The sequence below is a fragment of the Pseudoalteromonas sp. SWN166 genome (genome assembly GCF_015864485.1).
Classification (GTDB): Bacteria; Pseudomonadota; Gammaproteobacteria; order Enterobacterales; family Alteromonadaceae; genus Pseudoalteromonas.
In genome coordinates this window covers 1-11,883 of the sequence record NZ_JADYXB010000006.1, presented here as the reverse complement: position 1 = coordinate 11,883, position 11,883 = coordinate 1, and the positions used below count along the sequence as shown (strand labels likewise).

Here is an 11,883-nt window from a genome sequence, read left to right as displayed (position 1 = left end):
AATTAGCTATAAAACTCATTTAGCCATTGTTGCCAATCGCTTTCAAGGTGCAGCATTTGCTGATGCTTTTTAGCGTTTAGATGCTTGGTTTCGTCCTCGCTTGCCATATAGGGGCCAACGCGGCAAAGGGGGCAGTGGTTAGGTGTTAAATATGCAGGCTTTGTAAGGCGTGAACTTAATTCGCTAATGTGTGCATCAATACCCTTTGGGCTAAACACATAAGTGATACCGCTGGTGTCTTTTACGTGTTTATCACGGTCAACATTACGAATTTTATAACCTTCAAAATGGCTAATATCAAATGGGATTTGGCCTAAATAATTAGCAGTTAAACCGTTATTTAAACTGCCTTCTATATTCCATTCGCGATACGGTTTTACGTCTTTAGAGGTTATGTAACAAAGCATTGGGCCCTTTTTATCAAGCGCAAATTCGTTCGCGTATTTAATAAATTGGTGCAGTAAAGCGCGGTTAAGTACATTCATGCTGGTTTGGCGCGTGTTGTTTTCAAATGCTTCACGGCCAACAAACGCAGGTATAAGCGGAAACTGAAAAATAACCACATCAAAGCTGTGCTGATTTGCACTTAGAGTTTGCCAACACGCAGGGTTTGTTACATCGAAGCTATTAAGTACGGCAACGTTTTGCGCTTTTAAATCGTTAAGCGCATTGTCTTGGTACTTTTGCTCAATAGTGATTGCATCATCGTAGGTAGAGGCCACTAATGTGTGCGGCTTTACGTTGTTATGTATGGCGCTCGAAAATGATAAGTCGCCATCGCCAACAGTGAGTATTCGCCAATCAGGATCTAAATACATAAATTAAAGCGGTTTAGTTGGTGTGTTATCAGCATCAGGCGTACTTTTTTGAGACTGTGCTGCAAGTAAACGATGAAACGCAAGGCGTGTTTTTAATCCTTCGATTGCGATTTGTTTAATAATAAGATTAAAGGTAATTAAAATGGCAAAGGCAATATGAATAGGCCCGTGGGTAAATCCTGCATCTGTATCGTAGAGTGTTAAACCGAATAGCAAAAATAAGACGACTAAGAAAATTTCGAGTAATTGACTTGAATAAAAGCTTAAACGACCTTCGCTTTTATGATCTTTTTTAATGCGTATAGCACAAAAAAATGGGATCACTTTGATTTTAAATGCAGCGTTTTTTTCTACGTAGTTTTCGCCAAGTTCGTCGAGTTGTTGGCGTAGTTGGTCAATCATGGTGTGTCCTCAAATAGCAGTGCGCGGATATTACCTTATTACCACGCAATATTTAAGTTTGCAGCCACTATTTAGGGTAAATACTCATACCGATAGTAAGGACATGACACACAAACACAACAGAGGTAAGTACTACACGCATTTTTTGATAATCTTTATGATAGGTTTTCCATTGCGGCGTGGCTTTTTCAAATATAAGTACTAACCAAAAACTAGCACCTAGCCAAGCCAGTGCCCACTCTACAGGTAAAAATGATAAAAATGGAACTGGGATAACAGGTAATACCGCTTTAATTGCATTGCTATAGCTTTGCTCTCCGGCGCGCCACAAGCTACCTGCCATAAATGCTAAAATGGCGATACTGTAAAAAGTAAAAAACTCTAAGTTAAGGCTATTACTGCCAAACATAAGCGGCCAACCCACACACCCTAAAAACGGTATTAAGCCTAAGTAACCTAGTTGTATGTGGTTAAAAAATTTTTCCATTACGGCGTGCCTTATATTTAATGACTTATTTGAAGCGCGGCTATTGTAGCAGTATTGCGATTAGCGATCTTAATAATTCGCCAGCGTTTACAATCCAAATAATGCTTACGATAACAGGGATTATATAGTTCAATCCAAAAAACCGATTGTTTTAATCTAAACAATCAATTTTATTTAATTATCCATTAGCCTTATTGTATTAACCAAGCCAACGCAGAAGGTCGTTTTAAACGAGAGCGTTGATTACTTTTTAAATACATTAAATATAGATGAGGAAATACCATGAGCACTTCATTAATCAATACTAAATTACAACCATTCAATGCAACCGCTTACCACAACGGTGACTTTGTAGAATTGTCTGAAAAAGATGTTCTAGGTAAATGGTCAATCTTCTTCTTTTACCCAGCAGACTTTACATTTGTATGTCCTACTGAACTTGGTGATGTTGCAGATTATTACGCACAACTTCAAGAAATGGGCGTAGAAGTTTACTCAGTATCTACTGACACTCACTTCACTCACAAAGCATGGCACGATACGTCAGACACAATTGGTAAAATTACTTACCCAATGATTGGCGACCCAACAGGACGTATTACTCGTAGCTTTGGCGTAATGATTGAAGAAGAAGGCTTAGCACTTCGCGGTACATTTGTAATGAACCCAGAAGGCGAAATTAAAATTATCGAAACTCATGATTTAGGTATTGGCCGTAGCGCTAAAGAACTTGTTCGTAAAGTACAAGCTGCACAATACATTGCAACTCACGACGGTGAAGTTTGTCCTGCATCTTGGCAGCCAGGTGAAGACACACTTGCACCTTCACTAGACCTAGTTGGTAAAATCTAAGTATAGATTTATTCCTACTATAAGGGCAGGTAACTGCCCTTAAATCAACGAACATCCGTTTGTTGATGCCTCCTATATCAATATACTTGTTTAAGCACATGAATTATTTGGCATGGGAGGCTTGCTGTTTAAATTTTCCTAAAAGGGTTAAGCCATGTTAGATAACAACATAAAAAATCAATTAAAAAGCCATTTTGAATCGCTTACTCAACCTGTTGAGCTGCTTATTGCCTTGGATGACAGCAAAAAATCAGCAGAAGTAGAAAGCTTAGCGAACGATTTAGCCTCACTGAGCGATAAATTTACGGTAATGAACAACCCAGATACAAGCGCGCGTCGCCCGTCAATGGTTGTACATTCACCTATTAAAAACACTCATATTACGTTTGCAGGCGTACCTATGGGCCACGAATTCACAAGTTTAGTGCTAGCACTTTTACATACTGGCGGACACGCAAGTAAAGCTAAAAGCGAAGACATTGAACAAATACAATCGCTTACTCAAGAACTTAACTTTGAAGTATATATAAGTTTAAGTTGCCAAACGTGCCCGCAAGTAGTGCAAGCACTTAATACTATGGCAGCGACAAACAGCAATATTAAAGCGACCATGATTGATGGCGCATTATTTCAAAGTGAGGTAGAAGAGCGAAATATTTTAGCTGTACCGGCTGTGTATTTAAATGGCGAACCATTTAGCCAAGGTGCACTGAGTCTTACCGACATACTTAATAAAGTAGATAGCAAAGGTGCGCAGCGCCAAGCTGAGTCGCTAAGCAAAAAAGATAAATTTGATGTACTTGTAATTGGTGGTGGGCCTGCGGGCGCATCGGCTGCTATTTATTCAGCACGAAAAGGGTTAAATACCGGTATTGTGGCCGACCGATTTGGCGGACAAGTGGCCGACACATTAGCCATAGAGAACTTTATTTCAATTAAAGCCACTGAAGGGCCAAAATTGGTTGCCCAGCTAGAAGAGCACGTTAAAGAATACGACGTGGATGTAATGCATAATCAGCGCGCAGCAGCACTTGGTTATAACAATGGCTACGAAATTACACTAGAGAATGGCGCCGTACTTAAAGCTAAGTCGCTCGTACTTGCCACTGGCGCACGCTGGCGCGAAATGAACGTACCCGGCGAGCAAGAATATCGCGGCCATGGTGTGGCGTATTGCCCACATTGCGACGGTCCTTTATTTAAGGGTAAACCTGTTGCCGTAATTGGCGGTGGTAATTCAGGTATAGAAGCGGCAATTGATTTAGCTAATATTGTACAAAGCGTAACAGTACTTGAATTTGCAGACACACTACGTGCAGATGAAGTACTTATTCGTAAAGCTAAAAGCATGGCTAATATTACTATTATCAAAAGTGCACAAACAACTGAAGTATTAGGCAATGGTAAAAAAGTAACAGGCTTAATGTACACAGATAGAGTGTCGGGAGAGAGCAAAGAGCTTGAACTTGACGGTATATTTGTACAAATAGGTTTAATACCTAATACAGAATGGTTAAAAGACAGCGACCTTGAATTAAGCAAATTTGGTGAAATACTGATTGATACTAAAGGCGCAACGTCATTACCAGGCATTTATGGCGCAGGGGATGCAACCAATACTCCGTTTAAACAAATTATTATTGCAATGGGCAGTGGTGCAACAGCAAGCTTAGGCGCATTTGATTATTTAATTCGTCACAGCGATGAAACCGAAGAAGATCAAAGCGCTGCTTAACATTATTTAATAAAAAATTTAGTAAAAACTCTCTTGATATAACAGCAAGGCTACACCCATAGCTGTTTGTTAACCCAAGCCGCCCTTCTCCAAAGGCGGCTTTTTTATGTCTGGTTATAAACTAGGTTAATCTGGTATACGTTCTTCAAGCCAAGCTCTGAGGTTTTCAGGATCTTTAATAAAAGGGATTCTAACCCAGCTACCGTAGGCATATAAAAATATGGTTGAATAACCAAAAATACAACCTAAAATTGTTGTGACTTGCTCTACATTTTCAACGCTTTTGAAACCTAGTTTGTCTTCTCTTCTTGTGAGTATTCCACTAAATACGGTTATAGAATTGTCTTTAGTAAGAACTTTTACAAAAACTGCTTCCAATATTTTATGAGAATCTTTCAGGACATAAATTGCAGGTAAAACGACTAAGCTTAGTAGGACATCATTTTTGAACTGCTCACCGATTAATTCTTGTCCTATAAATGAGAAAATCAGATAGACTAATCCTAGGCCAAGGATTCGAGCACCAATTTCTCCTAATGCTTCGATCGAGCGCCAGAACTTAGCAATTTTAATCTTAGGCAAAATACTCTCTCTATAAATATTGTTCTATATAAATACGAATATTAAGAAGCGTATTAACTAATCGCATCCACCACCAGAATCACCACCGCCGCAATCTGTATGGGAATGAGATGAGTTGCTACTAGAATAAACTGAAGAGTCACTCCCAGTATAAGCAGATGAACCACGTGATGACTTAGCACTTATGAACGTAACTAAAAACAAAATACCCGATACGATTACAACGGTTATTGATGAATCCCACTGGTCAGTTGAAACGCCTTTAAATATTGCAACAATAAGCACTGTTAGTAATACAGTTCTAATTATGTTTTTCATTTTATATCCTTATTTAACCAATCAGTTAGCTATAAAGGTTAGCTAACTTTAGCTGTATGCTCAAGCGCGTTAATAACTGCCTTTTCAAGTATGGGTAGTTTAAACGGTTTTGATATAAACATATCCATACCGGCTTGTTTGCAGGCAAGTTTGTCTTGTGATGAAGTATTAGCAGTTATAGCCACTATGTAGGTTTCTTCATGCGAGCAGATTTTTTCTGATCTAAGCTGCTTTGTTGCCTCAAATCCATCGAGTATGGGCATTATGCAGTCCATAAAAATAAGGTCATAATGCTTTTGGCGACATTTTAATACAGCATCTTGGCCATCTACTGCTGAGTCTGCTTTAATATTAAGTTTGCCTAAAGAGGCATGAAGTACCAACCTATTAATGTCGTTATCATCGACTACAAGCACTGATAATTCACTGCCATTGATATCTAACGTTGATTTAAGACTTTCTTGTTTTTGTTCTGCCCCTTGTTCAATAGGAATATTTACTAAAAACGTAGTGCCTTTATTAGGTGTACTGTTTACCTTTATTGTACCGCCCATATATTCAACAAGCTCTTTTACTATTGCAAGCCCAAGGCCTGTGCCACCTTTTGAGTTTTTAGCGTCGACCTCTTGAGAAAAAGGAGAAAACAGTGATTCTAAAAAGCCTTTACTCATTCCTCGGCCAGTATCAGACACTTCAATATTTAAAATTAGCTTAGCTTTTACTTTAGAAAGGCTGGTGTTTAGTGTAACTGAACCATTTTCAGTAAATTTAAGTGCATTACTCAGTAAGTTAGAAGCAATCTGGCTAAGGCGTGTGTTATCGCTAAACGCCCAGCAGTTATCATCAATTGTATTATTTACTTGCAGCGTTACATGCGTATTTTTAAATAGAGGTGTATACAAAGACGTTAAATCGGTAAAAATTGTTTTTAATAAAAAGTCAGTAGGTTCTAGCTTTAGCTCACCATGATTAATTTTAGAAAAATCGAGCACTTCGTTAATAATACTAAGTAAAATATCGGCGCTTCTAAGGCCTATTTTAATTTTTTCAGCGCGAACTTCTTCACTGTGTTCATCAACTAATGTAGTTAGCATACCTGTAATGCCATTAAGAGGGGTTCTTAATTCGTGGCTGATTTTAGCAAATAGCATGCTTCTGTCTTCAAGTAGGCGCTCGGCTTGGGCTTGTTTTTGTTTAAGCTCTTCTCGGAGCATTACTGATTCGGTTACATCTTGGCAAGTGCCAAATAATCGGACACATCGGCCTTCATCAAATTCGGCCTCACCAAAAGTAGCTACCCATAGATGTTTATTTTTAGCGGTTACTACTTCTAGTTCTAGATTCCATTTTTTGCCTTTTTCTATGGCTAATTCTACCGCGCGTGTTATGCCTTCACGACTTGGACCTTCTTTATAAAACTCGATTGCAGAATTCATTTGCGGTTGAAATTGTTCACCCACTTCATATATGAGGTAGGTTTGTTCACTCCAGGTAATTTTATCGGAGATTAGATCAACTTCCCAAGTGCCTATATTTGCAACGCTTTCTAACTTTAGTAGTGTATTACTATTTTTTATTAATTGTTCTTTAGTTTGGGCGCGAGCAAATTCTGAGCCTAGCCATTGTGCAAGAAGTTCTATGTAGTCGTATGCGTCATCATTAAAAGCGAGGGAGTCTTTTGCAGATGAAAAGTTAACGGTACCAAATATTTTTTCGCCAATTTTTATTGGCGCGCCAATATAAGACTCTAACTGAAAATTGATATAACAGGGGTGGTTTGCAATTGCGCTTTGAGATGCTTTATGAAAGGCAAGTGCAGAGCCTGCAGCGAGCGTATGTACGCAATAGGTGCCTTGTAATTCAAACACGGTACCGGGCAAAAGCGAGTTGTCGGGGGTTATGGCATGTAAAACGGTATAGCTGTTTTCATCTACTTTACTAATAATACCTAGCTCTAGGTCAAACACTTCTAACCCAAACACTAAGAGCTTATTAATTTTACTTTCAAAATCAAGCGATTGATTCGAAACTATATCGTGAAAACGTCGTAAAAAATTCAAAAGAAAACACCCCGTAAGCTTTTGTTCAATATATATAATACATAAGCCAGTTAAGGCGTTGTTATTAGTTTAAAATTCAGTTTAGCAGTTTTAATAAGTAATAACTAAAATTGATATGTATTTAAATTTATAACCATATGTTTTTATGAACTAAGTTGGTGGTTTATTAATAAGTAGTATATATCGCCGAGCATGTAATACTCAGCGGTATACTTTTAATACGTTGAATTTGGGGTATATTGCGGGTTGATATCGCCGCCCACTTCTTCTGGATCTACATCGTTAATAAGCAATGTTTCGCGTACAGCTTCTATGTGATCAAGCACTGTTTGGTAGCGTTCGCCATATTCGTACTTTGTAACTTCAATAGCTTTAGGCATATACGTAAAGGCTATTTTAAGTGCGTGGAGTGCTTCTTCGTTTATTTTTTCGCTCATGATTTTCCTCGAATTTTAAATGTAAGCTAGGGTTAATAAAATAACACCAAATACAATACGATAAATACCAAAACTTACAAAAGTGAAGTTTTCTAAAAATCGAATAAACAGTTTAATAGTAAAATAGGCAACAACAAAAGAGGTAATAAAACCCACAGCAAGGGCAGTTAGGTCATCTAAGCTAAACAGTTGGTAATGTTTAAGTAAGTCGTACCCTGAGGCTGCTGCAAGTACAGGTAAACCAAGTAAAAATGAAAATTCAGCGCTGGCTTTTCGATTTAAGCCACATAACATGGCACCAACAATAGAGCTCCCAGCACGACTAGTCCCTGGAATTAACGCAAATACTTGTGCTACGCCAATCCAAAGAGCTTGTTTATAAGTAACTTGGGTTACATCGGTAGTTGTGCAGTGAGCCTCTTTATAACTGCGCTCTAATAGTAAAAAAATCACACCGCCTACAATAAACATAACACCTACTATTGGTACGCTAAACAGTGTTTTTATTACATCGCTAAATATAAAGCCAATAATACCCAAGGGAATAAATGCAATGGCAACTTTAACCCATAAATTAAAATGTTTAGGGCTGAACTTGTCTTTATAGTTTGCAAGTACCGCTAAAATGGCGGCAAGTTGGATAATTACTTCGAAGGCGAGGTTAGCGTCTGTTGATTCAATGCCTAACCACTTTGACGCTACAATTAAGTGTCCAGTTGATGATATGGGTAAAAATTCTGTTATACCTTCAATAATACCTAAAATAATCGCGTTAATTATATCCACGGTTTACTGCTTCCTGAAAAATTAAAAAGCCCGAACTCGGCTTAACTGAAATGACGCATTACTGCGTACCTAAATTGCGAGGCGTAGCATAAAAGCTCTTAAGGCAAACCAACAGTGTTTTTAGACTTAATTTGTTTAATAAATTGCATTAAATATTAAATGCACAATATAATGATAATTGTTATCATTTGCATGTACCGCTTTGTATATGTTTGGACAAATTTAATGAGCGAATAATGAATAATAAAAAAACGTTTACAGCTACACGCCGAAGGCACTTAATTGCGTGTGTATTAGCGCTAGTTACTGTGGTAATAATGATTCCGGGTATGACAACCTATTTACCGTTTAAAATGAATGAACAAATATTACTGCCTATTTTACTTTTTCCTGTTATTTGGACTGCGTTGTTTATTTATGCGTATTTGGCGCAAAAAGTATGGCAACCTTTTGCTGTGATGATTGCATTGTGTGTATCACATGGTTTATTGAGTTTTTGGGCGTTAACGCAGGGGCAGGGATGAAGTCGATTACTTTAAAAAAGCTATTTTTATTACATAGCTGGGTAGGAATTATTACTGCTGTGCTGCTATTTATTGTCGCATTTAGTGGGGCATTAGCGGTGCTGTCGCGCCCTGAGTTAAAAATATGGGCTAATCCAGAACTACAATCTAGCCAACACGTTGCCAGCGCGCAAATTAACCGATTAGTAAATGAATACCATAAACAGGTGCCTAGTGAATTTGGCGAAAATATTCATGTTTTTTTACCCAGTGGGCATAACTTTCATTTATTAACGTTGGTATTTGAATCTCACCATGGCGATGAAAATTACGACCAAGAGGTGGCCAGAGTATTTCAATTTCATCCCAATACATTGGCACTGGAAAATACCTATTATGGACCTAGTACAGAGTTTTACGCCAATAAAAAAACGGATGCGCCAACTTATATAGGCGAGTTTCATGCAGATTTACATTTAGGGCGACCAATTGGGTTAATACTCACTGGGTTTTTAGGTTTAACGCTTTTAGTAAGTGCAGTGACAGGCTTGTTTATTCATCGCAAATTGATAAAAGAGCTCTTTACGTTTAGGCGAGATAAAGGGTTAGATATTGCAGTGAGCGATGCTCATAAGGTTATAGGTATTTGGGGCAGCGTATTTAACATTGTGATTGGTTTTACAGGATCATTTTTAGGGCTCGCGACCATTATTTTACTACCAGCAGCTGCGTTTGTGAGCTTTGGTGGCGATCAAGATAAGTTAATAGAAACGTTTACCGCCATTCCTGAGCCTGTAGTTAGCCACATTAAGCAACCTACAAAAATAGACACTATTTTAGAGCATGCTCATAGCCGTTACCCTAAAGCAATAATTAGAGATGTCACAATAATGGCGCATAACGATGCGAACGCGCAGGTATATTTGCGTTTGTTAGGTGGCGAGGCTGTTGCTTCTCAGTTACTGCATTATCAGGGCAATGGTGAGTTTGTGCAGTCGATGAGTAGTTTTGGTGATATTTCAGGTGTTTCGATAAAAGTAATTGAGTTGATGTTTCCGCTGCACTTTGGGAACTTTGCAGGAGTGTTTGTAAAACTGCTCTGGGTATTACTTGGCTTAAGTACTGCGCTTTTACCTATTTCGGGCATGATGATGTGGCTCACAAAGCGTACGCGTGGCAGTAGCCCATCGCTGAGTATGCAGGCCTATGCACGCTGGAATCGTTTTATTATTGGCAGTTGTGGCGGTTTGGTATTAGCAAGCTTTGTGCTATTTCCTGTGCAAGTTGTACTTAATTATAGCGTTGTTGGTGTGGCGCAAAATAGCTTTTTTGGTCCTGTATTTTTTTATATCTGGTTGGGATGGTTACTTTTAAGTGCATTGCCTATCGATTATAAAAACTATTTTAAGCTGACTCTTTTTCTATGCGGCGCTTCGCTTGCTGTAGTGCTGCCGCTTAACATTATATTTGGAGCGAGCAATGTTGTTAACTTTAATAGTTCGCTTGTTGCGGTGGTCGATATAAGCTTTATGGTGGTGGGTGTTACGTGTCTATTTGTTGCCTTAAAAATAAAAAACACACAAAAATTACAAGTTGAGGTACAACCCGCATGAACGAGTTACTAATTATAATTGCGATGGTGAGTTTATTATTAATGATGATTAACATACGAAAAAATACACTCGCAATACCAACCAAAATACTTTTAAGTGCGCCGCTATTTGGTTTAGCACTGATATGCTTTATAGGTGTTTATGGTATTTTAGGCGGTGTAATATGCACCGTTGTGGGAGCCATGTTAGCGGGTTTACTAACTGCAGTTATTGCGGGTAAAGCACCGCAATTATTAGAGTAAAGAATACAGTTATTTAGCTAAAAAGGCCTTAGCAGTATCAACTCCTATGTTGTAACCACTATTGAGTATTTCAAACTTTTTAGTGGTACGCCCAACTTTAAAATTAGCCGGTGGTGCAATAATATTGATTTAGCAGTCNGCCGGTGGTGCAATAATATTGATTTAGCAGTCACTAGGGCGTGTTGATCTTTGTGGATTGAAATTTGTTCAATCTAGGGGCGATTAAATCGCGGCGCGAGGTTTGTAACCTAGTGGGCTAAGTAAAAACCGAGCAACAAAGAGTTAATCGTCCCTAGAAAGAACCCTTTGGGCTGACGAATCCCCAAAACGTGACAGGCACAGCAATTTATGATCTTATGTAAATCACCACAACCCACATAAGTCACAACTGCTATGCCTGAGACATCAGTTTGCCATAAGTACTTTAAACATGCATTAGCGCCATTCAATAATGCTAGAGTAAAAACATTACTAAGCTGCAGCAATGCATTAATTTCGGGCAATAAACTTACCTTAACTGAAATCGGCAGAAATTTGTCTGGCGCTGTGGATGTAAAACATAAAATAAAACGCGTTGATCGCTTCTTAAAAAATACTCACCTCTACAATGAAAGGGTCGCTATCTATAAAGCATTAGCTCATCCTATTATTGACTCTTTACCCATGCTTGCAATTGCCGTTGACTGGAGCGGTGCCTGTGGTCACGACTATCACTTACTGAGAGCAAGCTTACTTGTGGATGGGCGCTCTATCGTGATTTATAACATGATTGTTGAGCAGAAGGATTTTGATAGCCCAGCAACCAACAGCCTGTTTTTAGATGAACTTTATGAAGTGCTTGGACGACATCCTAGTGTCTATATTGTAACAGACGGCGGCTTTCTTACGCCTTGGTATAGTAAAGTACGCGAACTTGGTTGGCATATGATTGTAGTGGTCAATAAAATTTGGCCACAGTTTTAGAATCTTGATATCTAACCTCAGATTCATTTGGCGCTAAACCGGCATTATAATGATGCGGCCTAACGTTGTTGTAATATCCGTTGAT

Annotated in this window: 14 protein-coding genes and 1 pseudogene; 6 read left to right on the top strand and 9 right to left on the bottom strand. The window is 38.5% G+C overall.

The genetic code is table 11. The annotated features are described in order from the left end of the window. Positions 1-2: 2 nt before the first annotated feature. From I6F49_RS05045 to I6F49_RS05035, 3 genes are all read right to left on the bottom strand, one after another. The gene (locus I6F49_RS05045) at positions 3-818 is read right to left on the bottom strand and encodes a class I SAM-dependent methyltransferase (RefSeq protein WP_197178856.1); all 816 of its coding nucleotides are present in this window, start codon (positions 816-818) and stop codon (positions 3-5) included. A gap of 3 nt (positions 819-821) precedes the next feature. Beyond that, positions 822-1,220, bottom strand: coding sequence for a hypothetical protein (locus I6F49_RS05040; RefSeq protein ID WP_197142305.1), 399 nt, complete (start codon positions 1,218-1,220; stop codon positions 822-824). A 67-nt stretch (positions 1,221-1,287) separates the two neighbouring features. Continuing rightward, positions 1,288-1,707 carry a DUF3429 domain-containing protein gene (locus I6F49_RS05035; RefSeq protein WP_197178854.1) on the bottom strand — a complete coding sequence of 140 codons (420 nt, stop codon included), beginning with the start codon at positions 1,705-1,707 and terminating at the stop codon, positions 1,288-1,290. A gap of 282 nt (positions 1,708-1,989) precedes the next feature. Here I6F49_RS05035 and ahpC point away from each other — a divergent pair, with 282 nt between their 5' ends. Both ahpC and ahpF read left to right on the top strand, forming a co-directional pair. After that, positions 1,990-2,559, top strand: a complete 570-nt coding sequence (gene ahpC / locus I6F49_RS05030) for an alkyl hydroperoxide reductase subunit C (RefSeq protein ID WP_007581822.1) — start codon at positions 1,990-1,992, stop codon at positions 2,557-2,559. A gap of 154 nt (positions 2,560-2,713) precedes the next feature. Continuing rightward, a complete protein-coding gene (ahpF, locus tag I6F49_RS05025; RefSeq protein WP_197178852.1) occupies positions 2,714-4,294 on the top strand; it encodes an alkyl hydroperoxide reductase subunit F in 1,581 nt (526 codons plus the stop codon). Between the two features lie 126 nt (positions 4,295-4,420). Here ahpF and I6F49_RS05020 read toward each other — a convergent pair whose 3' ends face one another. The 5 genes from I6F49_RS05020 to I6F49_RS05000 all read right to left on the bottom strand — a co-directional run bounded on the left by I6F49_RS05020 (position 4,421) and on the right by I6F49_RS05000 (position 8,477). Further along, positions 4,421-4,876: a PH domain-containing protein gene (locus tag I6F49_RS05020; RefSeq protein ID WP_197178850.1), complete on the bottom strand. Its 456-nt coding sequence runs from the start codon at positions 4,874-4,876 to the stop codon at positions 4,421-4,423. A 57-nt stretch (positions 4,877-4,933) separates the two neighbouring features. Then, on the bottom strand, positions 4,934-5,194 hold the full coding sequence (locus I6F49_RS05015; RefSeq protein WP_197120134.1) for a hypothetical protein: 261 nt from the start codon (positions 5,192-5,194) through the stop codon (positions 4,934-4,936). Positions 5,195-5,232: 38 nt separating this feature from the next. Then, a complete protein-coding gene (locus tag I6F49_RS05010) occupies positions 5,233-7,254 on the bottom strand; it encodes a GAF domain-containing hybrid sensor histidine kinase/response regulator (protein WP_197178848.1) in 2,022 nt (673 codons plus the stop codon). 215 nt (positions 7,255-7,469) lie between these two features. Continuing rightward, on the bottom strand, positions 7,470-7,691 hold the full coding sequence (locus tag I6F49_RS05005; protein ID WP_165729518.1) for a penicillin-binding protein: 222 nt from the start codon (positions 7,689-7,691) through the stop codon (positions 7,470-7,472). Between the two features lie 15 nt (positions 7,692-7,706). Further along, on the bottom strand, positions 7,707-8,477 hold the full coding sequence (locus I6F49_RS05000) for an undecaprenyl-diphosphate phosphatase (protein ID WP_166421771.1): 771 nt from the start codon (positions 8,475-8,477) through the stop codon (positions 7,707-7,709). 236 nt (positions 8,478-8,713) lie between these two features. On the opposite strand from I6F49_RS05000, the gene I6F49_RS04995 reads away from it, so the two are divergent. The 3 genes from I6F49_RS04995 to I6F49_RS04985 are packed head-to-tail and all read left to right on the top strand — an operon-like array spanning position 8,714 to position 10,835. Next, complete coding sequence (locus tag I6F49_RS04995; protein ID WP_197178846.1) at positions 8,714-9,001, top strand: hypothetical protein; 288 nt, start codon at positions 8,714-8,716, stop codon at positions 8,999-9,001. Continuing rightward, positions 8,998-10,593: a PepSY-associated TM helix domain-containing protein gene (locus I6F49_RS04990; RefSeq protein ID WP_197178844.1), complete on the top strand. Its 1,596-nt coding sequence runs from the start codon at positions 8,998-9,000 to the stop codon at positions 10,591-10,593. The genes I6F49_RS04995 and I6F49_RS04990 overlap by 4 nt, the downstream gene beginning before the upstream one ends. Next, the gene (locus tag I6F49_RS04985) at positions 10,590-10,835 is read left to right on the top strand and encodes a hypothetical protein (RefSeq protein WP_197178842.1); all 246 of its coding nucleotides are present in this window, start codon (positions 10,590-10,592) and stop codon (positions 10,833-10,835) included. Before I6F49_RS04990 ends, I6F49_RS04985 begins: the two co-directional genes overlap by 4 nt. A 9-nt stretch (positions 10,836-10,844) precedes the next feature. On the opposite strand, the pseudogene I6F49_RS20315 reads toward I6F49_RS04985, so the two are convergent. Then, positions 10,845-10,982 (bottom strand): annotated as a pseudogene (locus I6F49_RS20315) (DUF6363 domain-containing protein); the annotation flags it as partial. Between the two features lie 246 nt (positions 10,983-11,228). On the opposite strand from I6F49_RS20315, the gene I6F49_RS04980 reads away from it, so the two are divergent. Beyond that, on the top strand, positions 11,229-11,798 hold the full coding sequence (locus I6F49_RS04980; protein ID WP_197178840.1) for a hypothetical protein: 570 nt from the start codon (positions 11,229-11,231) through the stop codon (positions 11,796-11,798). Positions 11,799-11,883 lie beyond the last annotated feature (85 nt).

Bases quoted from the DNA above. Each gene is read 5' to 3' on its own strand.
- I6F49_RS05045 (WP_197178856.1), bottom strand. From the start codon at position 818: ATGTATTTAGATCCTGATTGGCGAATACTCACTGTTGGCGATGGCGAC.
- I6F49_RS05040 (WP_197142305.1), bottom strand. From the start codon at position 1,220: ATGATTGACCAACTACGCCAACAACTCGACGAACTTGGCGAAAACTAC.
- I6F49_RS05035 (WP_197178854.1), bottom strand. From the start codon at position 1,707: ATGGAAAAATTTTTTAACCACATACAACTAGGTTACTTAGGCTTAATA.
- ahpC (WP_007581822.1), top strand. From the start codon at position 1,990: ATGAGCACTTCATTAATCAATACTAAATTACAACCATTCAATGCAACC.
- ahpF (WP_197178852.1), top strand. From the start codon at position 2,714: ATGTTAGATAACAACATAAAAAATCAATTAAAAAGCCATTTTGAATCG.
- I6F49_RS05015 (WP_197120134.1), bottom strand. From the start codon at position 5,194: ATGAAAAACATAATTAGAACTGTATTACTAACAGTGCTTATTGTTGCA.
- I6F49_RS05005 (WP_165729518.1), bottom strand. From the start codon at position 7,691: ATGAGCGAAAAAATAAACGAAGAAGCACTCCACGCACTTAAAATAGCC.
- I6F49_RS04995 (WP_197178846.1), top strand. From the start codon at position 8,714: ATGAATAATAAAAAAACGTTTACAGCTACACGCCGAAGGCACTTAATT.
- I6F49_RS04990 (WP_197178844.1), top strand. From the start codon at position 8,998: ATGAAGTCGATTACTTTAAAAAAGCTATTTTTATTACATAGCTGGGTA.
- I6F49_RS04985 (WP_197178842.1), top strand. From the start codon at position 10,590: ATGAACGAGTTACTAATTATAATTGCGATGGTGAGTTTATTATTAATG.
- I6F49_RS04980 (WP_197178840.1), top strand. From the start codon at position 11,229: ATGCCTGAGACATCAGTTTGCCATAAGTACTTTAAACATGCATTAGCG.